The following is a 22572-nucleotide window of genomic DNA, read 5'->3' on the forward strand; positions in this document are numbered from 1 at the left end:
GCGGCCGGGCCGGTGGGGCGCCGGGGACGGCGCCCCACCGGCCCGGCAGACACGCCCTATATCAGGCCGGCCCGGACGGCGTGCGCCACCGCGTGGGCGCGGTTGCGGACCTGGAGCCGGGCCATCAGGTCGTACAGCGCGTTCTTCACGGTGTGCTGCGAGCAGGACAGCGTCCGGGCGATCGCGGCGTTGTCGTAGCCCTCGGCCACCAGGGCGAGCACCAGGGACTGCCGGGCGGTCAGCGGCGTTCCGGGGCGCTGCGCCCCCGGTTCCTCGCCCCCGACGGGGAACAGCCGCAGCACCACGCCCTGCGGGATCATCCCCTCCCCGTGCCGGGCGGTGCGCACGGCGGCGGCCAGCCGGTGCGGGGCGGTGTCACCGGCGCGCAGCATGGTCCGGGCGCCGGAGCGCACGGCCCGCAGCACCCCGCCCGCGGTGAAGCGTTCGGCGACCAGCAGCACCCCGGACCCGGCCCCGGACCCTCCCGGCGGCGGGCAGATGCCGAGGGCCTCCTCGACCGTCCCGCCGACGGCGACCGTGACCGCGCCCGGTGGTCCGTCGACGGGGCGGCTGCCGAGCAGTTCCACGCCGGCCCGTCTCAGCGCGTCGGCCAGGGCCTCGTACCCGGCGAGGTCGGCGGTCCGGAGGTGGGCGCGCAACCGGTGGCCCGCGCCGGTCCGGGCCCGGTCGGCCGGCGCGGCCGGCGCGGCCGGGTACGAGGCGCCGGTCAGGGGCCCGGCCGGAACCTCGGCCACCGCCGCGCCGCTCACAGCAGGCCCCCGCGCAGCGCGAAGGCGACGGCGTGGGCGCGGTTGCGCAGCCGGAACCGCTGCGTGATGTCGCGCAGCACGGTCGTCACGGTCCGCACCGAGTAGTTCAGTTCGCGGGCGATCTCCTCGGTCTCCCGGCCGTCCGCGACCAGTTGCAGCACGGTGCGTTCCCGGTCGCTGAGGCCCGGGCCGCCGGCGTACGGGCGGACGCCGCCCTCCCGGTGGTCGAGCAGTTCGTCGAGCAGGTCGGCGGACATGGTGCAGTCGCCGCCCGCGGCGGTGAGCACGGTGCGCACCAGGCGGTCGACGGTCACCTCGCGGCGGCGCAGCAGTCCGGCCGCACCGGCGGTGACGGCCTGGCGCGCGTCGGCGGCGTCCAGTTCGGTGGCCACCAGGACCACTTCGGGCCGCTGGGACCGTTCGCGGGTGGTGGTGACCAGGTCCAGGGCCGGGCGGTCCACCTGGTCGACGATCACGACGGCGACCTGGGCGGGCTCGTTGGGGAGCGCCAGCGTGACCTCCGGGCTGTTGCCCAGGGTGCTGGCGGCTCCCGCCTCCAGGACGGGATCCAGTGCGACTACGCGGACGGACAGGGCGTTCCCCATGGAGCGGCTCCTCGATCGGCGCGGCGAGTCCTCTTGGGCCCTGAGCATCGGTCGGGCCCGGCTGGAGCCGCATGGGGGATCGGCCCCCGCATTCCGCCCACGGCCGAGGCGGCCCCTCCCCGCTCCCCGGGGAAGGCCTCGGCGGCCCCGCGGGACACCGTCGTGCGCGGTGCTTCCCGGGCCGGGCGCACGCCGGCCCGGGGCCGCATGGGGGGATCGCCCCCAGGTTCTCGGCGGCCCGGCCGGGACGGCCGGGGTTCGTTCGGATGGAGTACCGGCCCGGTCGGCGGCGGCCGTCCGTTCGCGGTCGTCCGCGGCCTGCCGCCGCGCCGGGGGGCGGCAGGGCGGGCGGGGCGGCGGCGGCCCGCGGGCGCGGCGGGGGGGTGCGCGGGCCGGAACCCGAGACGCGGGCGGTCCGACTGGCGGAACGCCCCCAGGTCCGCCAAAGCTGGTCCGGGGACCGCGGGCCGCAAGTCCGCGACGACCGAAAGGAATTCCATGGGCAGCTTGCCGACCGACCACATGCATGCCGTCGTGACGGGAGGGGCCGGCTTCGTGGGTTCCCATGTGTGCACGGAACTCGTCCGGCTCGGCCATGCCGTCACCTGCGTCGACGACTTCTGCACCGGTTCCCCGGCCAACGTGCGCCACCTGCTGGGCCGCCCCGGTTTCGAGCTCCGCGAGGCGGACGTCACCGACCGGCTGGAGATCGACCGGCCCGTGGACCTCGTCCTGCACCTCGCCTCCCCCGCCTCGCCCAGCGACTACCTCCGGCTCCCGGTCCACACCCTCGACGCGGGCAGCCTGGGCACCCGCAACGCGCTGGCCCTGGCCCAGCGGCACGGCGCGAGGTTCCTGCTCACCTCGACCTCGGAGGTCTACGGCGATCCGCTGCAGCATCCGCAGAGCGAGACCTACTGGGGCAACGTCAACCCGGTCGGTCCGCGGAGCGTCTACGACGAGGCGAAGCGGTTCGCCGAGGCGCTGACCACGGCCGAGTCCGCCGCCGAGGGGGTGGACACCGCGATCGTCCGCCTGTTCAACACCTACGGGCCCCGGATGAGGTCCCACGACGGGCGGGCGGTGCCGACGTTCATCCGCCAGGCGCTGGCCGGCGAGCCCCTGACGGTGACCGGCGACGGCAGCCAGACCCGCTCCCTGACCTACGTGAGCGACACCGTGAACGGCATCCTCGCCATGGCCCGCTCCGAGCTGGCCGGCCCGGTGAACCTCGGCAACGACACCGAGATCACCATGCTGGACCTGGCGAGGCTCGTCATCGAGCTCACCGGTTCCACGTCGACGGTGGAGTTCATCGCGCGCCCCACCGACGACCCCGCCGTCAGGTGCCCGGACATCACCCTGGCCCGCGGGAAGCTCCGCTGGGAACCGACGGTGCCCGCCCGCGAGGGACTCGCCCGCACCATCGCCTGGTTCCGCGAGCACCCCGAGGCCTGACGCGAGCACCCGAGGCCTGAGCAGTCCTCCCCGACCCGACCCTCCACCTGACGTGCGGGGCCCGCCGCCGATCCGGAAGGCCGTCATGACCATGCGCATTCTCGGCATCAACGCCCTCTTCCACGACCCTGCCGCCGCCCTCGTCATCGACGGGCGGACGGTGGCGGCGGCGGAGGAGGAGCGTTTCAGCCGCCGCAAGCACGGCAAGCGTCCGCTGCCCTTCTCCGCCTGGGAGCTGCCCGAACAGGCCGCCCGCTGGTGCCTGGACCACGCGGGCATCCGCCCCGGCGACCTCGACCTGGTGGGCTACTCCTTCGACCCGGCACTCGCCCGGCCCGCCGAGCAGCTGGGCCTGGACGACCCCTGGGACCACGTGCGCCTCACCTACGCCCGCGAGGCCCCGAACTTCCTCGCCGAGGCGCTGCCCGGACTGGACCCCGCCAAGGTCAGGTTCGTCCCGCACCACGTCGCGCACGCCGCGTCCGCCGCGTTCGCCGCCGACGGGAACACCGACCCCTCCTCGGTCCTGGTGCTCGACGGCCGGGGCGAGGCGACGTCGCACCTGGCCGCCCGCCGGGAGGGGCCGCGGCTGCACCAGCTCGCGGCCCAGGAACTCCCGCACTCCATGGGCCTGGTGTACGAGGAGCTGACCCAGCACCTGGGATTCCTCCGGTCCTCGGACGAGTACAAGGTGATGGCGATGGCCTCGTACGGCTCGCCGACCTCGGTGGCGGAACTCCGCCGGTACGTCCACTCCACCGGCGACGGCGGCTTCCGCGCCGCCGGCGTGCCGTGGGCCGAGTTCGCACCGGCCCTGCGGCCCAGCCAGGATTGGACTACCGCCCACGCCGACCTCGCGTGCTCCGCGCAACGGGTGCTCGAGGAGGTGCTGCTGGACCTGGCCCGCTGGCTGCACGGGCGCACCCACGACCGGCTGCTGACGATGGCCGGCGGGGTGGCCCTGAACTGCGTGGCGAACTCCCGCATCGCCGCCGAGGGCCCGTTCGAACGGGTCTGGGTGCAACCGGCCGCCGGCGACGCCGGCACCGCGCTCGGCGCCGCGCTGCACCTCGCGGCCTCCGCCGGGGACCAGCCGGAACCGATGCCCGGCGCCGACCTCGGCCGGGGCTGGTCGGACCGGGAGCTGGAGGACTGGCTGCGCGGCGCCGCCGTCCCCTACGAACGGCCGGAGGACGTCGCCGCCGAGGTGGCCCGGGAGCTCGCCGCGGACGGCATCGTCGCGTGGTTCCAGGGCCGGTCCGAGTTCGGCCCGCGCGCGCTCGGGCACCGCTCGCTGCTCGCCCACCCCGGCCGGGCCGCGAACCTCGAACGGCTGAACGACGTCAAGGGGCGGGAGCAGTTCCGGCCCGTCGCGCCGATGGTCCTCGCCGACCGGGCGCAGAAGATCTTCAACGGCCGGCACCCGAGCCCCTACATGCTGTTCGTCCACGAGGTCGCACCCGCGTGGCGCGACCGGATCCCCGCCGTGGTCCACGTGGACGGCACGGCCCGGATCCAGACCGTCGATCCGCTGGACGACCCCCTGACGGCACGGATGCTGGAGCGGTTCGAGCTGCTCACCGGCCTCCCCGTCGTCGTCAACACCAGCCTCAACACGGCGGGGCGCCCGATGGTGGACGACGTCCGGGACGCCCTGGAGTGCTTCGGCTCCGCGCCGGTCGACCTGCTCGCCCTCGGCCCGTTCGTCGTCCGCCGAGGGGCCCTGTTCGCGGGGCCGGACCGGACGGAGGCCCGGGCATGACGCACGGCACCGGCCCCTCGTACGCCGTCGTCATACCCACGCTCGGCCGGCCGAGCCTGTCCGTCACCCTCGCCGCCCTCGCCGGGGCCCGCGGGCCGGCGCCGGAACGCGTGGTCCTGGTGGACGACCGCCCGCTGACCGACTGCGGGCCGCTGGACGTCGAGGTCCCGCCGTCCCTCCGGGACCGGACCTCGGTGGTGGCGGGTTGCGGGAACGGCCCCGCGGCCGCCCGCAACGCCGGCTGGCGGAGCGTCGGACAGGAGTGGATCGCCTTCCTGGACGACGACACCGTGCCCGGACCGACCTGGCGGGCCGACCTCGCCGCCGACCTCGCCGCCTGCGGGCGGCGCACCGGCGGAAGCCAGGGCACCATCGTGGTGCCGCTGCCCGACGACCGGCGGCCGACCGACTGGGAGCGGTCGACGGCCGGGCTCGCCAGATCGTTGTGGATCACCGCGGACATGGCGTACCGCCGCACCGCCCTGGAGCAGGTCGGCGGCTTCGACGAGCGCTTCCGCAGGGCCTTCCGCGAGGACGCCGACCTGGCCCTGCGCGTCCTCGACGCGGGCTGGCACCTCACCCAGGGCGCGCGCACCACCCTGCACCCCGTCCGGCCGGCCGACCGCTGGGTCTCCCTGCGCCAGCAGGCGGGCAACGCGGACGACGTCCTGATGAACCGCCTCCACGGGCGGCACTGGTGGCACCGGGCCGGAGCCCCCCGCGGCCGGCTCCCCCGGCACCTGGCGGTCACCGGCTGCGCGGTCGGCGCCGCCGTCGCCGCCCTGGCCCGCCGCCCCCGCGCCTCGCTCGCGCTCGCCGGGCTCTGGCTGGCGGGCACCGGGGAGTTCGCGCTGGCGAGGATCGCGCCCGGGCCGCGGCTCGCGGACGAGGTCACCACGATGCTGCTCACCAGCGCGGCGATCCCGCCCGCCGCGGGCTACCACTGGGCCGCGGGCCTTCTGCGGCACCGCCGCGTGGCGCCCTGGCGGCCCGCGCCGGACGCCGGGCCCGGGCCCGCGCACCGGGCCGGCGGCGGACGACCGGTTCCGGCCCACCACTGAGCCCCGTAGCCGCGCAGCCGAGGAGGACACCCCCATGACCGTTCCCACCGACTCCACCGCGCCGGCCGGGCCCGTGCCCGGGCGCCCGGCTCCGGACGGCCTGCTGCCATGGATCCGTACGACCGGGCCCGCGGGTGCCGCGGACCGTCCGGGGACACCACGTACGGCCGTGCTCTTCGACCGCGACGGGACGCTCGTCCACGACGTGCCGTACAACGGTGATCCGGGCGCCGTCCGTCCGGTGACCGGCGCGGCCGACGCCGTCGCGGCCGTGCGGTCGGCCGGGATCCTGGTGGGCGTCGTGAGCAACCAGTCCGGGGTGGCCCGCGGCCTGTTGACCCGGGAGCAGGTCGAGGCGGTGAACCGGCGCGTCGAGGAACTGCTCGGACCGGTGGACGTCTGGGCCGTCTGCCCGCACGGCCCCGAGGACGGCTGCCGCTGCCGCAAGCCGGCGCCCGGGCTGGTGCTGGCCGCCTGCCGGGTCCTGGGCGTCCCGCCCCGGCGGGCGGTCGTCATCGGGGACATCGGCTCCGACGGCGCCGCCGCCGAGGCCGCCGGGGCGTTCCCCGTCCTGGTGCCCAACGCCGCCACCCGCGCCGAGGAGACGGCCGCGGCGAGGACCGTCGCGAGCGATCTCGTCGCTGCCGTCGGGACCGCGCTGCACCACCTCCTTCCCCCCGGGCGGGCCGCATGACGAGGACCCTCGTCGTACGCCTCGACAGCGCGGGCGACGTGCTGCTCGCCGGGCCCGCCGTGCGGGCCGTCGCCGGCTCCTCCGCGCACGTGGCCGTGCTCTGCGGGCCCCGGGGCGCCGCGGCGGCCGAGCTGCTGCCCGGCGTCGACCGGACCGTCGTCTGGGAGGCCCCCTGGGTCGGCTTCGACCCGCCCCCGCTGGAGGCCGAGGACATCCGGGCGGTCGTGGCGGACCTCGCCCGGCAGCGATTCGACCGCGCCCTCGTGCTCACGTCCTTCCATCAGAGCCCGCTGCCCACCGCCCTGCTGCTCCGGCTGGCCGGCGTGGCCTGGATCGCCGCCGACTGCGAGGACTACCCGGGTTCGCTGCTCGATCTGCGCCACCGGCGCGCGCCCGGCCGGCACGAGGCCGAAGCGGCCCTCGACCTGGCCCGGGCCGCCGGATTCCCGCTCCCCCCGCACGACGACGGCCGGCTGCGGGTGCTGCCGCCGCCCGACCTGCGGCACCTGACCGGTCCGGACCCGTACGTGGTGGTCCATCCCGGCGCGGCCGTTCCCGCCCGCGCCGCCGGTCCCGCGGTGCTCGCGGCCGCCGTGCGCGCCCTGGCGGACTCCGGACGGCGGGTGGTGGTGACCGGCGGCCCGGCGGAGAAGGAACTCACCGCCGAGGTCGCGGGGGCGCACGCCCTGGACCTCGGCGGCCGCACCGACCTCAGGGGCCTGTCGGCGGTGCTGGCCGCGGCCGACGCCGTGGTCGCCGGCAACACCGGTCCGGCCCACCTGGCCGCCGCCGTCGGCACCCCGGTCGTGAGCCTGTTCTCCCCGGTCGTGCCGGCCGAGCGCTGGCGTCCGTTCGGCGTGCCGCACCTGCTGCTGGGCCGGCAGGACGCGCCGTGCGCCGCGAGCCGGGCCAGGGTCTGCCCCGTCGAGGGCCATCCCTGCCTGGACACCCTGACCGGCATCCAGATCGCGGCGGCGGTGGGCCGGTTGACGAACGGAGCGGTGCCGGGCGGGCAGTTCCCGCCCGCCCGGCCGAGCACCGGAAAGGTGAGCTCATGAACACCCTGCTGAGGCACGTGCACGGCTCCCGGACGACCGGGACGGCCGAGGAGCGGCTCCCGGCGGACCGGGACCGCCTGACCGATGAGGTGACCCGGTGAACCGGCCCCTGACCGTCGCCCTGGTGTCCGAACACGCCAGCCCGCTCGCCGTGCTCGGCGGGGTGGACGCCGGAGGCCAGAACGTCCACGTCGCCGCACTCGCCGGCGCCCTGGCCGACCTGGGCCACCGGGTGGTCGTCCACACCCGGCGCGACCGCGCCGGATCGCCCGAGGAGGTCGCGATGCGTCCGGGCGTCGTCGTCCACCACGTGCCGGCCGGACCGCCCCGCCCCGTCCCCAAGGACCAACTGCTGCCCTACATGGACGAGTTCGGGGACCATCTGGCGCGTTACTGGACCCGCCGCAGACCGGACATCGTGCACTCGCACTTCTGGATGTCGGGGCTGGCCGCCCTGCGCGGAGCCCGGCACCTGGGCCTACCGGTCGCCCACACCTACCACGCGCTCGGTACGGTCAAACGCCGCCACCAGGGCCACGAGGACAGCAGCCCCGCCCAGCGGATCGGGCTGGAGTCGCACCTCGGCCGCACCGCCACCCGTGTGATCGCCACCTGCAGCGACGAGGTGTCCGAGCTCCTCGCGATGGGCGTACCCACCGACCGGGTCAGGATCGTGCCGTGCGGTGTCGACCCCGACCGGTTCAGCCCGCAGGGCGACGTGGCACCGCGCTCGGCACCGCACCGGCTGCTCATGGTCGGACGGCTCGTCGCGCGCAAGGGCGTTGCCACCGCCCTGGAGGCGCTCGCCCGGCTGCCCGACACCGAGTTGGTGATCGCCGGCGGCCCCCCGGCCGAACGCCTGGACGCCGATCCGGAGTGCCGGCGGCTGCGCGCGCTGGCCGTCGAGCACGGAGTGGCCGACCGGCTCGTCCTGCTGGGCGGCGTGCCCAACACCCGGATGCCGGCGCTCCTGCGCAGCGCCGACCTCGTGGTCTGCCCCGCGCACTACGAGCCGTTCGGCATCGTCCCGCTGGAGGCGATGGCGTGCGGCGTGCCGGTGGTCGCCACCGCGGTCGGCGGCCACCTCGACACGGTCGCCGACGGCCGGACCGGCCTGCTGGTGCCCAGCGGGTCCGGTGCGGCGCTGGCCGCCGCGGCCGCCAGGCTGCTCGGCGACCACCGGCTGCGCCGTGACTTCGGGGCGGCCGGACGCCGGCGCGTCCTCGCCTCCTACAGCTGGGAGCGGGTCGCGGCGAGCACCGAGCGGATCTACCGGGAGGCGGTGCGCCCCCACCCCGTGGCCCCCGATCCGCAGGCCCGTACCGCGGCACCGTCGGGAGGACTGTGATGAGCGCTCACTTCCACGAGTCGGCGCACGACCTCGCCGAGGCCCAGCGGCACTGCGCCGCGCTGGAGGACGCGGTGCGGGCCCTGCGCGGCGGGCAGCTTCCGCTGCTCACCAGCTGGGGCCAGGCCCTGGCCGGCCTGCTGCCCGCCGGTGGGCGCCTGCTCGTCGCGGGCAACGGCGGCAGTGCCGCGCAGGCCCAGCACCTCACCGCCGAACTCGTCGGCCGCTATCGCGTGGAGCGCCCCGCGTTCTCCGCGCTGGCCCTGCACGCCGAGACCTCCGCGCTGACCGCGATCGGCAACGACTACGGCTTCGAGGAGGTGTACGCGCGCCAGGTGGCCGCACACGGGAGGCCCGGCGACGTGCTGGTCCTGATGTCGACCTCGGGGCGCAGCGGCAACCTGCTCAGGGCCGCCGACGTCGGCCGTAGGTCCGGCCTCGGGGTGTGGGCGATGACGGGCCCGGCACCCAACCCGCTCGCCGAGCGGGCCGACGAGACGTTCGCCGTCGCCTCCGAGGCGACCGCCACCGTCCAGGAGGTCCACCTGATGGCCCTCCACCTGGTCTGCGAGGCGTTCGACGCGGCGCTGGCCCGCCGCGCCGGCGGGCGGGCCCCGGCCGACGGCGCCCGGCCGGCGGGTGAGGTCGCGTGAACGGGCCGCCCGTGGTGGCGGAGCGGGCCGCCGGTGTCGGCGCCGTCGGCACCGGCGGGCCGGGCTCCGCGGGGGCGGGCCCGTGAGCGCGGCCGACGGCCGGCCGCGGCTGCTCGTCCTGCGCGCGCTGGGCCTCGGCGACCTGCTCACCGGGATCCCGGCCCTGCGCGCGCTGCGCCGCCACCACCCCGGCCACGAACTGGTCCTGGCGGCGCCCGGCCGCCTGGCCCCGGCGGTGGCGGCCACCGGCTGCGTCGACCGGCTGCTGGCCACCGACGCCGCCGGGCGCGAGGTGCCGGGCGACCTGCGCTGGGACGGGCCGGCGCCGGCACTGGCGGTCGACCTGCACGGCTGCGGCGAGGAGAGCCTCGGACTCCTGCGGGCCCTGGAGCCGCGGCGGCTCATCGGGTACGCGGCACGGGGGGCCGGCGGCGCCGGGTGGCGCGCGGACGAACACGAACGGGACCGCTGGTGCCGTCTGCTGCGCTCCCACGGCATCCCCGCGGACCCCGCCGACCTGCTGATCCGACGGCCGGCGGTTCGTTCCCCCGCTCCTGGCGCGGTGGTGCTGCACCCGGGCGCCGACGCGGGGGCCCGCCGGTGGCCCGCCGCCCGCTTCGCCGCGGTGGCCCGCGAGCTGCGCCGCTCCGGCCGGCCGGTGGTCGTCACCGCCGGCGCGGGCGAGGCGGAGCTCGCCCGGGAGGTGGCCGCCCTCGCCGGCCTGCCCGCGGGATCGGTCCTCGGCGGGGCCGCGGACGTGCCGTTCGAGACCCTGGCGGCGCTGGTCGCCGAGGCGGGCGCCGTGGTCGCCGGGGACACCGGCCTCTCCCATCTCGCCACGGCCCTCGGCACCGCCTCGGTCACCCTCTTCGGCCCGGTGTCGCCCCGCCTCTGGGGACCGCCCGCCGACGAGCGCCACCGGATCCTGTGGCGGCCCGAGCGCCTCGACGGCGACCGGCCCGGCGACGCGCACGGCGAGTCCCCCGACCCACGGCTGCTGCGGATCGGTCCGGACGACGTCCTGTCCGAACTGAGGGCCCTCCCCGCCCGGGCGCAGGAAGGAGGTGACGGCGACCGATGACGAGCCCGCACCCCGCACCCCGCGTCGGCGTCGTGGTCATCACGCGCAACCGCCGGGAACGCCTGCTGCACACCCTCGACCGGCTCCGGAGCCTGCCCGAGGCCCCGCCCGTCGTCGTCCTGGACAACGCCTCCACCGACGGCACGGCCGCCGCCGTACGCGAGCGCCACCCCGCCGTGGCGGTGCACGTCCTGCGCCGCAACCGGGGCGCGGTCGCCCGGAACGTCGGAGTCGAGCAGCTCGGCACCCCCTACGTCGCCTTCAGTGACGACGACTCGTGGTGGCGGCCCGGGGCGCTGTCCCTCGCGGCCGGGCTGTTCGACCGGCACGAGCGGCTCGGGCTGCTCGCGGCGGCCACCCGGGTCGGGCCCGGCGGTCGGGCCGACCCCATCGACGACCGGCTCGCCGCGTCCCCGCTCGGGGTGGCTCCCGATCTGCCGGGGCCTTCCGTCCTGGGCTTCCTCGCCTGCGCGAGCGTCGTCCGCCGGAGCGCGTTCCTGCAGGTGGGAGGGTTCCACCCGGTGCTGCACTTCGGCGGGGAGGAGGCCCTGCTGGCCCTCGACCTGGCCGCGGCGGGCTGGGGAGTCGCCCACTGCCCGCAGGTCGTCGCCCACCACCACCCGGACCCGGGCCCGCGGCCCGGACGGGTCGCGCGGATGCGCCGCAACGAACTGCTCACCTGCTGGCTGCGCCGGCCGTGGCCCCACGTGGCCCGGCAGAGCGCCGGCCTGCTGCGGGAGGCCGCGGGGAGTCCCCAGGCCGCCCGGGCCCTGGTCGGAGCGCTCCCCAGGATCCCCGTGGCACTCGCCCTGCGCAGGCCCCTCCCTCCGGAGGTGGAGCAGTCCGTGGCCTGTCTGGAGGAAGCCGGCGTGATCGACGGGACGGCCCGATGACCGACCAGCGCGTCGCCGTCGCCGTCATCACGCACAACCGCCGCGACGAGCTCCTCCACACCCTCGGCCGGCTCGCCCTGCTGCCCGAGCGGCCGCCCGTCGTCGTCGTGGACAACGCCTCCGCCGACGGCAGTGCGGACGCCGTCCGCAGGCTGCATCCCGGGGTCCGCCTGCTCACCCCCGGCCGCAACCTCGGCGCCTGCGGTCGCAACCTCGCCGCCCGCGAGCTGGACTGCCCCTACCTGGCCTTCAGCGATGACGACACCTGGTGGGAACCGGGCTCGCTCAGCGCCGCGGCCGACCTGCTGGACGCCCATCCGGACGTCGCCACCGTCACCGCCCGGATCGTGGTCGAGGACCCGGCCGCGCCGGACCGGCCGCCGGCCGAGGACCCGATCGTGGCCGAACTGCGCGACTCCCCCGTGCCCGCCCCGCCGGGCCTGCCCGGTCCCGCCCTCGGCTCGTTCCTGGCCGGAGCCACCGTCGTCCGGCTCTCGGCCTTCCGGGCGGCCGGCGGCTTCTCGCCGCGGCTGTGGCTGGGCGGCGAGGAGGAGCTCCTCGCCCACGACCTCGCCTCGAAGGGCTGGTGGCTCGTCTACGCCGCCGAACTCACCGTCCACCACCGGCCGTCACCGCTGCGCGACCCGACGCTGCGACGCCGCCACGGGATCCGGAACACCCTGTGGACGACCTGGCTCCGGCGGCATCCCGCCACCGTCGTGCGGCGCACCGCCCACCTGGTGCGCACCGTCCCCCGCGACGCCGTCTCCGCCCGCGCCTTCGCCGAGGCCGCCGCCGGCCTGCCCTGGGTCCTGCGGGAGCGCCGACGGCTGCCGGCCCGGGTCGAGCAGGCGCTGCGGCTGCTGGAGGAGCCCCAGCGGTCGTCGACCGCGCGCCGCTACGTCGGTTGAGCCCGCGCCGCACGGCAGGCGGCGCTCCCCCACGGCGGTGCGGCGCCCGCCGCACCGGCCCGGTCGCGGAGCGTCACACCGCACCGGACCGACCGCCCGGCCGACGCGGTGTGACAGACGCCACCGAGCGGCGACGCCGCTGGTCAAGCCGGGTGCGACGGCTCCGCGCCCCGGCAGTGTGACGCGATCGTCGTTCGGGATCCCGCCGCGACCGGTCAGGATGGACGGCGCCGCTCCGTCGCTCCCGCGTCCGAGCCGCCCCGGCTCCCGCCCGGCGACCGTCCGCCCGGAGCCCTCCCCGTGCCCACCTGATCCAGATGTGAGACGTGCTGCCCACCACCAAGGCGTCGCCGGCGACCCCGAACACCCTGCTCCCCGCCCAACGAAGCGGCCCGGACCGTCCTGCCGCGAGTCCCGCCGTCCCCCCGACCGCCCCGTCCGGGTCGCGCGCCCCGTGGCGCTCCCTGCGCCACCGCGGCATGCGCTGGTGGTCGCTGGCGAACCTGGTCTCGAACGTCGGCGCCTGGATGCAGCTGACCGTCCAGAACCTCCTGGTCCTCCAGCTGACCGGCTCGGCCGCCGTCACCGGACTGTCGCTCGCCCTCCAGGTCGCCCCCGGCCTGCTGCTCGGACTCGTGGGCGGAGCCGCGGTCGACCGCTGGCCGCGCAAGCTCACGGCGACCGCCTGCCAGGCGGTGCTGGCCGCGATCGCCTTCGCCACGGCGGCCCTGGTGGCCTTCGGGGCGCTCAGTGTCCCGGCCCTGATGGTGCTGGCCGTCCTCACCGGGCTCGTCGCCACGGTCGAGGGCCCGGCCTGCGCCCTCCTGGGCAACGACCTCGTGCCGCCGGAGGACGTCCCCTCGGCGATCTCGGTCGGCTCGGTCGTGCACAGCGTCGGACGGCTGGCCGGCACCGCGTCGGCCGGCGTCGTCGTCGCCCTGTTCGGGATGGCGAGCGCGTACGTGGTCAACGGCGTCTCCTTCGTCCTGGTGGCGGCGGTCATCCCGTTCCTGCGGCCGGCCGCCGGCGCGGTCACGGCCGACGCGCCACCGCCGCCGGCCGCGGGACAGGGCGTCAGGGACGGCATCGCCTTCTTCTGCAGCAGGCGCCGCCTGGTCGCGCTGGCGTGTCTGACCGGCCTGGGCTCGGTGCTGGGCCGCAACTACGGCCTGACGCTCGCCGCACTGGTCAGCGGCGCCCTGCACGGCGGAGCGGAGGAGTTCGGGGTGATCGCCACCGTCCTGGCCGTCGGCGGAACCGCCGGGGCGGTGCTGGCCGGACGGCTGCGCAACCCCTCCGTGCGGTTGGTGGCCGTCGTGACGGCGGCCGGCGGCGTGCTCCAGTGCTTCGCCGCGCTCTCCCCCACCGTCCTGTTCCTCGCGCTGCTGGTCGTCCCGATGGCCGTGCTGGAGTCGCTGAGCGACACCGCGGTCTCGACGATCCTCCAGACGGACCCGCCGGCTCACCTGCGCGGACGGGTCCTGGGCGCCTGGCGCAGTGTCAGCACCGTGTGGGGCCTCGCCGGACCGCTCGTGCTCGGGGGGTCCATCCAGGCGCTGGGGGCCCGGGGCGCGCTGCTTTCCGGCGGGCTGGTGGTCGGCGGGGCGGTGGGCGGAGCCGCCGCCGCGCGACGCCGATCGGCCGGGCCGGTCACGGCCGCGGCCGCGGAGGGGCGGGTCGCCGTCGCGGAGGAGCGGATCGCCGTCGCGGCCTGAGGGCCGGCCGGCCCGACGGACGGCGGTGCCCGGCGGCTCGCTGCCGGACGGTTGCGGACGTCCCGCTACGGGTGCTCCCGGCGGGGCGACCGGGTCTCCAGCGCCTCCCGGTAGACCAGTTCGGTGAAGGCGGCGGCCCGGTCGCGGGCGTGGCGGGCCGCCGCCGGCGGGCGGCGCGACACCGAGCGGTCCCCGTCCCGCGGGAGGAGCCGGATCCGCTCCTCGGCGACGCCCATCGCCCGCAGGGCGCCGAACTCGTCCTGGCAGCCCGCGAGGACCCGGTCGGCCTGCCGCCCCACGGCGGTCTCGATGGCGAGCCGGCCGGACGCGGTCACGCCCCGGCCGTCGCCCCGGCCGTCGTCACGGCCCCGTGCCGCGCTGCCGCCGAGGGCGTGGAAGGTCTGCACCAGGGGGACGCCCAGGTAGTGGGCGCCGGGCAGGGCGACGAGCCCGGAGGTCCAGAAGTGCGCGTGGGCGATCGTCGGCGGGTGGTGGATCCAGTAGTCGGCGAGCCGTTCGCCGAAGTCCGCCATGCCGCGCAGCACGTCCTCCTCGGAGGTGCCGAGGGCCAGGCACTCGCCCACGTGGTGCACCAGGACGCCCGGGCAGAGCGGGACGTCCTCGCCGAGGCGGGTGTCGGCACGCCTGGTGTGCACGGTGACCTGGTGGCCGCGGCGGGCGAGGGCCCGGGAGAGGGCCGCGACGTGGGCGCGCAGCGGGTCCGCGTCGCCGCCGGGCGGTGCGAGGGGGCTGACCCTTTCGGACACCAGTGAAATGCGCAGCGATCTCATCGGAGCCTCACCTCCCGGTCAGTGTGGCCCAGCCCTTCCGAGCACGCCAGCCGGCTGTTCCGGCCCGTCGGCGGCGGGCCCGCGACCGGCGGTGGGGGCCGTCCTCGGGCCGTTCGTCGGGCACGTCGGCGTACCCTCGGGCCGCTGACCGACGCGGGCGGCCGCGCTCATCGCCGGCCCGGCGGACCCACCGGTTCGGACAGGAGCGCGCGGACCGCGTCCTCGACCGGTCCGTGGGTGGCGACGGGTCCGCCGTCGATCCCGAGGTCGTCGAGGGCCGGCGCGATGGTCACGCCTTCGTCGAACAGTTCGATCAGCCGCGGGTTGATGTAGGAGGCCCGGCAGACGGCGGGGGTGTTGCCCAGGTAGTCGGCCACTTCCCTGACCACCCGCCCCACCGCCCGCTTGCGGGCGGCCTCGGACGTGCCGGCGGCCCGGCGCGAGACGGCGAGCCCGACCGCGGCGAGGACGGTGGCGTTCCACGTCCGGAAGTCCTTGGCGGTGATGTCCGTCCCGCCGAGCTCCCGCAGGTACTCGTTGAGGTCGCTCCCGTGCACCTCGCGCCACCCCCGCCCCTGCCGGTGGACCAGGAGCCGCTCGCCCGGGTGACGGCTACGCAGGAGGGACCGGACCGCGGCGCAGGCCGGCGGGTCCGCGAGGACGGCGAACCGCTGTCGGCCGGATTTGGCCGGGTACTCGAAACGGACCCCGTCGCGCGCCAGGGTGACGTGGGAGCGCAGGACGGTGGTGAGGCCGTAGGAGCCGTTGTCCCGGGTGTAGGCGTCGGATCCGATGCGGAAGAGGCCGAGGTCCAGCAGCCGGGCCCCGCAGGCCAGCACGCGCTCACGACGCAGTCCGCGTCCGGCCAGGTCCCGTTCGACGGCGGCGCGGAGCTTGGGGAGGCAGGCCGCGACGTCCACGACGTGCTCGTGCTTCGCCCGGTCGCGCTGCTCCCGGAAGGCCGGGTGGTAGAGGTACTGTCGGCGGCCGGCCGCGTCGGTGCCCACGGCTTGCAGGTGCCCGTCGGCGTGCGGACAGATCCACACGTCGGTCCAGGCGGGCGGCACCGCGAGGGCCCTGAGGCGGGCGAGTTCCTCCTCGCCCACCGGCCGGCCGTCCGCGGCGAGGTAGCGGAAGCCACGACCGTGCCGCCTCCGCCGGTAGCCGGGCCCGTGCGGATCGCTGGTTCTCAGACGCATGTCCCGACTCCCTCCGCCCTGACCGCTGCGACGTCGCCGACGGGTCGCTGCCGCGTCCGTCGGCCTGCACCGAGCGCTTGCCCGTCCGGCCGCGCGGCAATCCGCCCGGCCACGCGCTCTCTCCAGGGTCGGCCGGAGCTGCCGCCGACGCCTCTGCCGGGCCGTGCCCGACCGCGTCCGCCGCAGGGCCGGTCACCGGGCCGGGGTCACCCGAGTGGCGGCGGGCCGCGACGCGCCGGCGGCCGCCGCCGGAGCGCGGTGCGACACCGGTCGGACGCCGTCGCCGGGAACGCGGCGCCGCCGGCTCCGGTCGCGGGCCCGCGGGCCGGTCACCGATGCTGGTCCTGCTGCCGCGCCCGGTGAGGAGGACCGCCTGCCCGGTTCCGGGCCGCACCGGTCCGGGCGCGCCGGGCGGGCCCGGGGTCGCCCGCGCCGTCGACGGTCCGCTCCCCCGTACCGAGGAGGCTTCGTGAACATCCTGCTGTGGCACGTGCACGGGTCCTGGACGACGGCCTTCGTCCAGGGGCCGCACCGCTACCTCGTCCCGGTGCTGCCCGACCGCGGGCCGGACGGCCTCGGACGGGCCCGGACGTTCGACTGGCCGTCGTCCGTCGTCGAGCTCTCCCCCGAGGAGCTGCGCGGCACGGACGTCGACCTGGTGGTGCTCCAGCGCCCCCACGAACAGGACCTCGCCGAGCGCTGGCTCGGGCGCCGGCCCGGCCGGGACGTGCCGGCCGTCTACCTGGAGCACAACAGCCCGCACGGGGACGTCCCCGACACCCGTCATCCGATGGCCGGCCAGGACCGGGTGCCGATCGTCCACGTGACCCACTTCAACCGGCTGTTCTGGGACAACGGGCGGGCCCCGACCACCGTCGTGGAGCACGGCGTCGTCGACCCGGGCCACCTGTACACCGGCGAGCTGGAGCGGGCCGCCGTGGTCGTCAACGAGCCCGTCCGGCGCGGGCGCACCGTCGGCTGCGACCTGCTGCCCGCGCTGTCGGACGCCGCTCCGCTGGACGTCTTCGGCATGCGCACCGAGGGCTTGGCCGACCACCTCGGCCTCGCCCGCGAGCGCTGCCGGACGTACGAGCTGCCGCAGGCGCGCCTGCACGCCGAACTCGCGCGGCGCCGCGTGTACCTGCACCCCGTCCGCTGGACGTCCCTGGGGCTGTCGCTGCTGGAGGCGATGCACCTCGGCCTGCCCGTGGTGGCGCTCGCCACGACCGAGGTGGTGCGGGCGGTACCGCCCGGCGCCGGAGTGCTCTCCACCCGGCCGGCGGAGCTGGCCGAGGCGGCCCGCCGCTACCTGCACGACCCCGCCGCGGCCGAGGCCGACGGCCGGCAGGCCCGCCGGGCCGCGCTCGAACGCTACGGGCTGAAGCGGTTCCTGCACGACTGGCGGCAGCTGATCGAGGAGGTGGCCCGATGAGCCCGGGCCCCAGGAGCACCACGCCCGCCCCGCACCCCGGCCGCGGGGCCTTCGTCGCGGCGCCGGCCCGCCCGCGGCCCGGTCCGCTGCCGCCCCGTGCCGCCGCCGGGCGCGGGGGCGGCGACGGCCGGCGCCCGTCCGGGGGGCCGGCATGAGCGGCGTCGCGGTACGGCGTACGGACCGGCGCGGTCCGCTGGTCGTCGTCGGGGACAGCCTGCTCGACTGCGACATCGACGGGGAGGCGACCCGGCTCGCCCCCGACGCGCCCGTGCCGGTGGTGGACGTGACGGGCGAGCGGCACCGGCCCGGTGGCGCCGCGCTGGCCGCCTGGCTGGCGGCGAGCGGCGGCCGCGAGGTCGTCCTGGTGACGGCGGTCGGCGACGGCGAGGCCTCGACCGAGCTACGGCGGCTGCTCGCGGACCGGGTCGTCCTCGCCGGGCTCCCCCTGGACGGCGACCTGCCCGTCAAGACCCGGGTCCGCACCGGCGGCCGGCCGCTGGTCCGGATCGACCGGGGCGGCGGCGTGCCCGGCGCGCCGACGGACGCCGTCCGGAAGGCCGTCGCGGCTGCCGGGGCGGTGCTGGTGTCCGACTACGGCACGGGCACGGCCGACCGGTTGCGGGCGCTGCTGGCCGCGGTGGCCGACCGCGTCCCGGTGGTGTGGGACCCGCACCCCCGCAGTGGTCCGCCGGTGCCCGGTGTGCGGCTCGCCACCCCGAACGCCGCCGAGGCCCGGCTGTTCACCGCCGCGCTCGCACCCGGCGAGCCCCCGGGCGAGGACCTTCCCGCGCACACCCGCCGGGCCGCCCTGCTCACCCGCCACTGGCGGGCCGCCGGTGTCGCGGTGACCCTCGGGCCGCTCGGCGCCCTGCTCAGCCGCGGCCCGGACAGCCCGATCCTGCTGCCGGCCCCGTACCAGGCGGCGGGCGACACCTGCGGCGCCGGGGACTGCTTCGCCGCCACGGTGACCGCCGCGCTCGCCGACGGCGGTCTGCCCGAGGAGGCCGTGCACCGCGGCGTCACGGCGGCCACGGACTTCGTCGCCCGCGGCGGCGTGGGCGACCCGGCGCTCTGGCAGCACGAGCCGGCGGCCGACCGCGTCCCGGCCCGCCGGGCCACGTCCGACGCCGCGCGGCTGGCCCGGTCGGTCCGCGCGCGGGGCGGCACGGTGGTCGCCACCGGCGGCTGCTTCGACCTGCTGCACCCCGGACACGTGGCCCTGCTGGAGTCCGCCCGGCGGCTCGGCGACTGCCTGATCGTGTGCCTCAACTCCGACGCCTCCGTCCGGCGGCTCAAGGGCCCCGGACGGCCGATCAACGCCGCCGAGAACCGGGCCCGGGTGCTGGCCGGCCTCGGCTGCGTCGACGCGGTGGAGGTCTTCGACGAGGACACCCCGGACCGCGTGCTCGGGCGGCTGCGGCCCCACCTGTGGGTCAAGGGCGGCGACTACACCGCCGAGACGCTGCCCGAACGGGCCGTCCTGCGCGGCTGGGACGGCCACGCCGTCGTCCTGCCCTACCTCGACGGGCACTCCACCACCTCCCTCGCCCGGCGGGCCGCCACCGCGCACGGCGGCAGTCCCTGACCGCCGGGGGCACGGCGACGGAGCATGCGGCACCGGGCGGGCAACGGGAGTTGCGGCCCGCAGAAGGTGTAGGCCGCTCACCACCCCGCGACCCCCTTGAGGTGGCACTGACAACCCGATGGCGCTCGCCTATCGTGCTTCACGGCCGTACGAACCGTGCCGGAGGGTGGGTGCACCGTGCTGAACGATCGTCTGCGGGCTGGGGCGCTGGAGGTGGCGGAGCGCTGCGCGACGCCGTTCTACCTGTTCGACCTGGAGCGACTCGGCGCCGGCTACCGGGAGATGGAGCGGGTCTGGCGACGGGAGTTCCCGAACCTGACGGTGGCGTACTCGTACAAGACCAACCCGCTGGCGGCGGCGACCCGGCGGCTGGCGGCGCTCGGCGGGACGGCGGAGGTGGTGTCGGGCGCGGAGCTGTCCCTGGCCCTGTCCGACGGCTTCGCACCCGGGCGGATCGTCTTCGACGGGCCGGTGAAGAGCCCGGCGGAACTCGCCCTGGCGGCCCGGCTCGGGGTGCCCGTGCAGGTCGACTCGCTGACCGAGCTGGACGACCTGCTCGCGCTGCCCGACGGGCCCCCGCCGGTGGGCCTGCGGCTCGCCACCCGGGGCGGCGACGGCGAGTGGTCGCGGTTCGGGCTGGTGCCGGACGAGGTGGCACGGGCCCGGGAGCTGCTGGACCGGGCCGACCGGCCGGTGTGGGGGGTGCACGCCGGGGTCGGGACGCTCTCCGGGCCGGACGCGTACCGCGAGGCGCTGGTGTTCTGGGCGGAGACGCTGCGGGACCTGGCGAAGGCGGCCGGGGGCCGGTTGACGGTCGACGTCGGCGGCGGTTTCCCGCCCCGCGGAGTGCCCGGACGCGAGTGGGAGGTGTACGCGGCGGCCGTGGCGGCCGGGTGCCGCGAGGCGGGGCTGCGCCCGGAGGAGCTGGACCTGCTGATCGAGCCGGGGCGCTCCCTCGTGGAGGAGCACGGCGCGCTGGTCTGCCGGGTGGCGGTGCGCAAGTCCCGGGACGGGCGCGAACTCCTGGTGCTGGACGGGGGCACCAACCTGGCCCGTACGGTGAAGAGCCGGGCGCACCCGATCGAGTTCCCCGCCGCGCCGGGCGACCTCGGCGGCCGCTACCGGCTGCTCGGCGCCAACTGCTACGAGGGCGACGTGTTCGCGGACGACGTCGCCGGGCCGGCCGGGGCGGCGCCGGGCGACGTGGTGGTGATCGGCGGCGCCGGCGGCTACGACCAGCCGTTCGCCCACCTGTGGGTGCGGCCCCGGCCGCCCGTCCACGCGCTGGACGGCGACGGCTGGACGGTCGTGCGGGAGCGCGGCGACACCATCCGGTGAACGGGCCTGGCCGGAACCCGCCGGGCGCCGACTGCCTTGACCGCGCGCCCCCTTGAGGCCGGGTGAGCGAATGGCTACCTTCGGTCACCGTTCGGGCTCTCGACGGGTTGAGGACGTGATGGTTCCCATGGCTGACGACACCAGGACCGCCGACGGCGGGAGCTGGGCGGGGGTGGACGAGGCGTTCACCCGGCAGGTCGCCGCGATCGGCGCGACGGCGGAGGGCCGGGCGCTGGCCGAGTCGCACACCGTGGGCGACCCGGCGCTGGGGAAGGCACGGCCGCTCGGCCTGCCGCTGCGGCTGCGGCCGGGCCTGCGCGCGGAGTCGGAGGCCCTCGTCGCCGCCTGCACCCGGATGCTCGAAGCCGTCGTGACCGCCTGGGAGCACGATCCGCGGCTGCGCCGGGTCCTCACCGTCCCGGAGCCGCTCGGTGCCCTGGCGGCGGCCGCCCGCGACACCCGGGTGCACCTGCTGCGGCTCGACCTGCTGCCCCAACCCGACGGCCGCTGGGGTGTGTTGGAGACCAACGCCAACGGGCCGGGCGGGCTGGCCGTGGTCGGCCGGGCCCGGGCCGCCTGGCGGCCGCTGCTCACCCGGCACGGGATCGACCTGCCCCGCCCGCTGCCCGCCGACGACGCCGACTGGACCGGCCGGTGGTTGCTCGACCTCGCCGAACGGGAGACCGGCCGCCGACCGGACACCGTCGCGCTGCTGCGTCCGGACCGCGGCGGCCGCAACGCCGTCCGGTCCTACGAGGACGGCCTGCGCGCCCTCGGCGTCCGCGTCCTGCACGCCGACCCGCGCGAGCTGCGCACCGGCCCGGACGGCGGCGCCACCCTGCGCGGCGAGCGCCTCCGGCACGCCTACGCCAAGATCCCCCTGCGGGACCTCCAGCACCTCTTCGGCGACCTCGGCCCGTACCTGCGGGCCGTGCGCGAGCGCGCCCTGTTCGTGCAGAACGGCCTGCGCGCCCGGCTCCTCGGCGACAACAAGCTCTGCCTCGCCGTCCTGTCCGACCCCCGCTTCGCCGACCTCTTCGACCCGGCCGACCACCGGCTCGTCCAGCCGGCCGTCCCGTGGTCGCGCAACCTCGCCCTCTGCGACGGCCCGACCGTCCGCCGGATCGCCCGCGACCGCGGGCACTACGTCCTCAAACGCCCGCTGGGCAGCAACGGCCACGGCGTGGTCGTCGGCCCGGACACCGACGCCGCCGCCTGGGCGGACGCCGTCGCCCTCGCCACCGCCGAGGGCTGGCTGGTCCAGGAGCACCTGCCCAGCCCGCGGCTGCGCGGCGGCGCCGACGGATCCACCGCCCACCACGACGTGGCCGTCGGCGCCGTCGACGGCCGCCTGGTCTCCGCCTTCGTCCGCACCGGCCACGACGCCCGCCTGAACATCGGCCTCACCGGCGGCCTCCACCCGCTCTACCTCTGAGGCGCGGGCGGACGGAAGTCCTCCCGCTCGCCGACCGTTCGTACCGCGCCGGGCGCCGCGCCGCCGCTTCGGCGCGGCCGGCCCTACCGGTCGCGGCCCTCTTCTGGGCCGCGCCGGGCCTCGGTAGAGTGAGGACGCGAAGAACCGGCGTCCCGGCGCCCGGCCGCAGGACGCCCGGCGGAGCGGTCGATCCGCCCGCCTTGCCCGTGCGAACCCGTGGCAGCAGCCCAAGCTCACCGAACCGGAGGCACTGTGCCCAGCTCGGACGACGACCTCTGCACCTCCGCACGCGAGATCCTCCGCTCCACCCGCTACCTGACGCTCGGCACCGCCTCGCCGCAGGCCGTCCCGTGGGTGTCCGCGCTGGCCCACGCCTGGGACGACGAGGACCGGTTCTACTGGATCTCGGGGCTGGACACCCTCCACTCCCGGAACATCGCGGCCAACCCGGTGGTCTCGCTGACGGTCTACGACTCCAACCCGGCCGGCGGGGGCGGCGACGCGCTCTACGCGCTCGCGCGGGCCGAGGTCCTGGAAGGTGCGGACCTGGTCGAGGGCTGCGAGCTGTACTACCGGCGGCGCTACCCGGACGAGGCGGCGCGGGCCCGTCGGGCCCGCCCGCCGCAGGACTTCGCCGGGGACTCCCCGGTCCGGATCTACCGCGCGCAGGTCACCGCCTACTCGATGCTCTCCCCGGCCGGCCACCCGGTCCACGGCGACGAGGTCAACTACCGCGTCGTCATCCCGTTCAGCACCAAGCAGCTCGCCGACTGAGCCCCCGAG

General features: G+C 77.2%; 20 protein-coding genes. 16 read left to right on the plus strand and 4 right to left on the minus strand.

Annotation, left to right across the window (positions count from 1 at the left end):
- Positions 1-56 precede the first annotated feature (56 nt).
- Complete coding sequence (locus ACZ5GH_RS03150; RefSeq protein WP_464333347.1) at positions 57-770, minus strand: helix-turn-helix transcriptional regulator; 714 nt, start codon at positions 768-770, stop codon at positions 57-59.
- Positions 767-1375, minus strand: a complete 609-nt coding sequence (locus ACZ5GH_RS03155) for a response regulator transcription factor (protein ID WP_387747571.1) — start codon at positions 1373-1375, stop codon at positions 767-769. The genes ACZ5GH_RS03150 and ACZ5GH_RS03155 overlap by 4 nt, the downstream gene beginning before the upstream one ends.
- A gap of 498 nt (positions 1376-1873) precedes the next feature.
- Here ACZ5GH_RS03155 and ACZ5GH_RS03160 point away from each other — a divergent pair, with 498 nt between their 5' ends.
- The 11 genes from ACZ5GH_RS03160 to ACZ5GH_RS03210 all read left to right on the plus strand — a co-directional run bounded on the left by ACZ5GH_RS03160 (position 1874) and on the right by ACZ5GH_RS03210 (position 14009).
- On the plus strand, positions 1874-2833 hold the full coding sequence (locus ACZ5GH_RS03160; protein WP_464333348.1) for a UDP-glucuronic acid decarboxylase family protein: 960 nt from the start codon (positions 1874-1876) through the stop codon (positions 2831-2833).
- A gap of 91 nt (positions 2834-2924) precedes the next feature.
- Positions 2925-4595: a carbamoyltransferase family protein gene (locus tag ACZ5GH_RS03165; RefSeq protein ID WP_464336788.1), complete on the plus strand. Its 1671-nt coding sequence runs from the start codon at positions 2925-2927 to the stop codon at positions 4593-4595.
- Complete coding sequence (locus tag ACZ5GH_RS03170) at positions 4592-5656, plus strand: glycosyltransferase family 2 protein (protein ID WP_464333349.1); 1065 nt, start codon at positions 4592-4594, stop codon at positions 5654-5656. Before ACZ5GH_RS03165 ends, ACZ5GH_RS03170 begins: the two co-directional genes overlap by 4 nt.
- 34 nt (positions 5657-5690) lie before the next feature.
- Positions 5691-6350, plus strand: a complete 660-nt coding sequence (locus ACZ5GH_RS03175; protein ID WP_464333350.1) for a D-glycero-alpha-D-manno-heptose-1,7-bisphosphate 7-phosphatase — start codon at positions 5691-5693, stop codon at positions 6348-6350.
- Positions 6347-7408, plus strand: a complete 1062-nt coding sequence (locus ACZ5GH_RS03180; protein ID WP_464333351.1) for a glycosyltransferase family 9 protein — start codon at positions 6347-6349, stop codon at positions 7406-7408. Before ACZ5GH_RS03175 ends, ACZ5GH_RS03180 begins: the two co-directional genes overlap by 4 nt.
- Positions 7409-7505: 97 nt before the next feature.
- Positions 7506-8756: a glycosyltransferase gene (locus ACZ5GH_RS03185; RefSeq protein WP_464333352.1), complete on the plus strand. Its 1251-nt coding sequence runs from the start codon at positions 7506-7508 to the stop codon at positions 8754-8756.
- The gene (locus ACZ5GH_RS03190; protein ID WP_387747559.1) at positions 8756-9409 is read left to right on the plus strand and encodes a D-sedoheptulose-7-phosphate isomerase; all 654 of its coding nucleotides are present in this window, start codon (positions 8756-8758) and stop codon (positions 9407-9409) included. The genes ACZ5GH_RS03185 and ACZ5GH_RS03190 overlap by 1 nt, the downstream gene beginning before the upstream one ends.
- 82 nt (positions 9410-9491) lie before the next feature.
- On the plus strand, positions 9492-10490 hold the full coding sequence (locus tag ACZ5GH_RS03195; RefSeq protein ID WP_387747557.1) for a glycosyltransferase family 9 protein: 999 nt from the start codon (positions 9492-9494) through the stop codon (positions 10488-10490).
- Positions 10487-11383: a glycosyltransferase family 2 protein gene (locus ACZ5GH_RS03200; protein ID WP_464333353.1), complete on the plus strand. Its 897-nt coding sequence runs from the start codon at positions 10487-10489 to the stop codon at positions 11381-11383. The genes ACZ5GH_RS03195 and ACZ5GH_RS03200 overlap by 4 nt, the downstream gene beginning before the upstream one ends.
- Complete coding sequence (locus ACZ5GH_RS03205; RefSeq protein ID WP_464333354.1) at positions 11380-12294, plus strand: glycosyltransferase family 2 protein; 915 nt, start codon at positions 11380-11382, stop codon at positions 12292-12294. The genes ACZ5GH_RS03200 and ACZ5GH_RS03205 overlap by 4 nt, the downstream gene beginning before the upstream one ends.
- 479 nt (positions 12295-12773) lie before the next feature.
- A complete protein-coding gene (locus tag ACZ5GH_RS03210; RefSeq protein WP_464336789.1) occupies positions 12774-14009 on the plus strand; it encodes an MFS transporter in 1236 nt (411 codons plus the stop codon).
- Positions 14010-14074: 65 nt separating this feature from the next.
- On the opposite strand, the gene ACZ5GH_RS03215 is transcribed toward ACZ5GH_RS03210, so the two are convergent.
- Complete coding sequence (locus tag ACZ5GH_RS03215; protein ID WP_464333355.1) at positions 14075-14800, minus strand: glycosyltransferase; 726 nt, start codon at positions 14798-14800, stop codon at positions 14075-14077.
- 167 nt (positions 14801-14967) lie between these two features.
- A complete protein-coding gene (locus ACZ5GH_RS03220; protein ID WP_464333356.1) occupies positions 14968-15999 on the minus strand; it encodes a DNA topoisomerase IB in 1032 nt (343 codons plus the stop codon).
- 469 nt (positions 16000-16468) lie between these two features.
- Here ACZ5GH_RS03220 and ACZ5GH_RS03225 point away from each other — a divergent pair, with 469 nt between their 5' ends.
- The 5 genes from ACZ5GH_RS03225 (at position 16469) to ACZ5GH_RS03245 (ending at position 22563) form a co-directional block, all read left to right on the plus strand.
- Positions 16469-17431: a glycosyltransferase gene (locus ACZ5GH_RS03225; protein WP_464333357.1), complete on the plus strand. Its 963-nt coding sequence runs from the start codon at positions 16469-16471 to the stop codon at positions 17429-17431.
- A gap of 151 nt (positions 17432-17582) precedes the next feature.
- Positions 17583-19016 (plus strand): PfkB family carbohydrate kinase, encoded by a 1434-nt coding sequence (locus tag ACZ5GH_RS03230; RefSeq protein ID WP_464333358.1) that lies wholly within the window; start codon positions 17583-17585, stop codon positions 19014-19016.
- Positions 19017-19193: 177 nt separating this feature from the next.
- The gene (locus tag ACZ5GH_RS03235) at positions 19194-20354 is read left to right on the plus strand and encodes a type III PLP-dependent enzyme domain-containing protein (protein WP_464333359.1); all 1161 of its coding nucleotides are present in this window, start codon (positions 19194-19196) and stop codon (positions 20352-20354) included.
- A gap of 127 nt (positions 20355-20481) precedes the next feature.
- The gene (locus ACZ5GH_RS03240) at positions 20482-21789 is read left to right on the plus strand and encodes a hypothetical protein (protein WP_464333360.1); all 1308 of its coding nucleotides are present in this window, start codon (positions 20482-20484) and stop codon (positions 21787-21789) included.
- A gap of 252 nt (positions 21790-22041) precedes the next feature.
- The gene (locus tag ACZ5GH_RS03245) at positions 22042-22563 is read left to right on the plus strand and encodes a pyridoxamine 5'-phosphate oxidase family protein (RefSeq protein ID WP_387747537.1); all 522 of its coding nucleotides are present in this window, start codon (positions 22042-22044) and stop codon (positions 22561-22563) included.
- The last annotated feature ends 9 nt before the right edge of the window (positions 22564-22572 follow it).

It is taken from the genome of Kitasatospora sp. Xyl93 (assembly GCF_055383135.1).

What these genes read in the sequence shown, in the direction of transcription:
- ACZ5GH_RS03155 (WP_387747571.1), bottom strand. Translation starts at nt 1,375, where the DNA reads ATGGGGAACGCCCTGTCCGTCCGCGTAGTCGCACTGGATCCCGTCCTG.
- ACZ5GH_RS03160 (WP_464333348.1), top strand. Translation starts at nt 1,874, where the DNA reads ATGGGCAGCTTGCCGACCGACCACATGCATGCCGTCGTGACGGGAGGG.
- ACZ5GH_RS03165 (WP_464336788.1), top strand. Translation starts at nt 2,925, where the DNA reads ATGCGCATTCTCGGCATCAACGCCCTCTTCCACGACCCTGCCGCCGCC.
- ACZ5GH_RS03170 (WP_464333349.1), top strand. Translation starts at nt 4,592, where the DNA reads ATGACGCACGGCACCGGCCCCTCGTACGCCGTCGTCATACCCACGCTC.
- ACZ5GH_RS03175 (WP_464333350.1), top strand. Translation starts at nt 5,691, where the DNA reads ATGACCGTTCCCACCGACTCCACCGCGCCGGCCGGGCCCGTGCCCGGG.
- ACZ5GH_RS03180 (WP_464333351.1), top strand. Translation starts at nt 6,347, where the DNA reads ATGACGAGGACCCTCGTCGTACGCCTCGACAGCGCGGGCGACGTGCTG.
- ACZ5GH_RS03190 (WP_387747559.1), top strand. Translation starts at nt 8,756, where the DNA reads ATGAGCGCTCACTTCCACGAGTCGGCGCACGACCTCGCCGAGGCCCAG.
- ACZ5GH_RS03200 (WP_464333353.1), top strand. Translation starts at nt 10,487, where the DNA reads ATGACGAGCCCGCACCCCGCACCCCGCGTCGGCGTCGTGGTCATCACG.
- ACZ5GH_RS03205 (WP_464333354.1), top strand. Translation starts at nt 11,380, where the DNA reads ATGACCGACCAGCGCGTCGCCGTCGCCGTCATCACGCACAACCGCCGC.
- ACZ5GH_RS03210 (WP_464336789.1), top strand. Translation starts at nt 12,774, where the DNA reads ATGCGCTGGTGGTCGCTGGCGAACCTGGTCTCGAACGTCGGCGCCTGG.
- ACZ5GH_RS03215 (WP_464333355.1), bottom strand. Translation starts at nt 14,800, where the DNA reads ATGAGATCGCTGCGCATTTCACTGGTGTCCGAAAGGGTCAGCCCCCTC.
- ACZ5GH_RS03220 (WP_464333356.1), bottom strand. Translation starts at nt 15,999, where the DNA reads ATGCGTCTGAGAACCAGCGATCCGCACGGGCCCGGCTACCGGCGGAGG.
- ACZ5GH_RS03230 (WP_464333358.1), top strand. Translation starts at nt 17,583, where the DNA reads ATGAGCGGCGTCGCGGTACGGCGTACGGACCGGCGCGGTCCGCTGGTC.
- ACZ5GH_RS03240 (WP_464333360.1), top strand. Translation starts at nt 20,482, where the DNA reads ATGGCTGACGACACCAGGACCGCCGACGGCGGGAGCTGGGCGGGGGTG.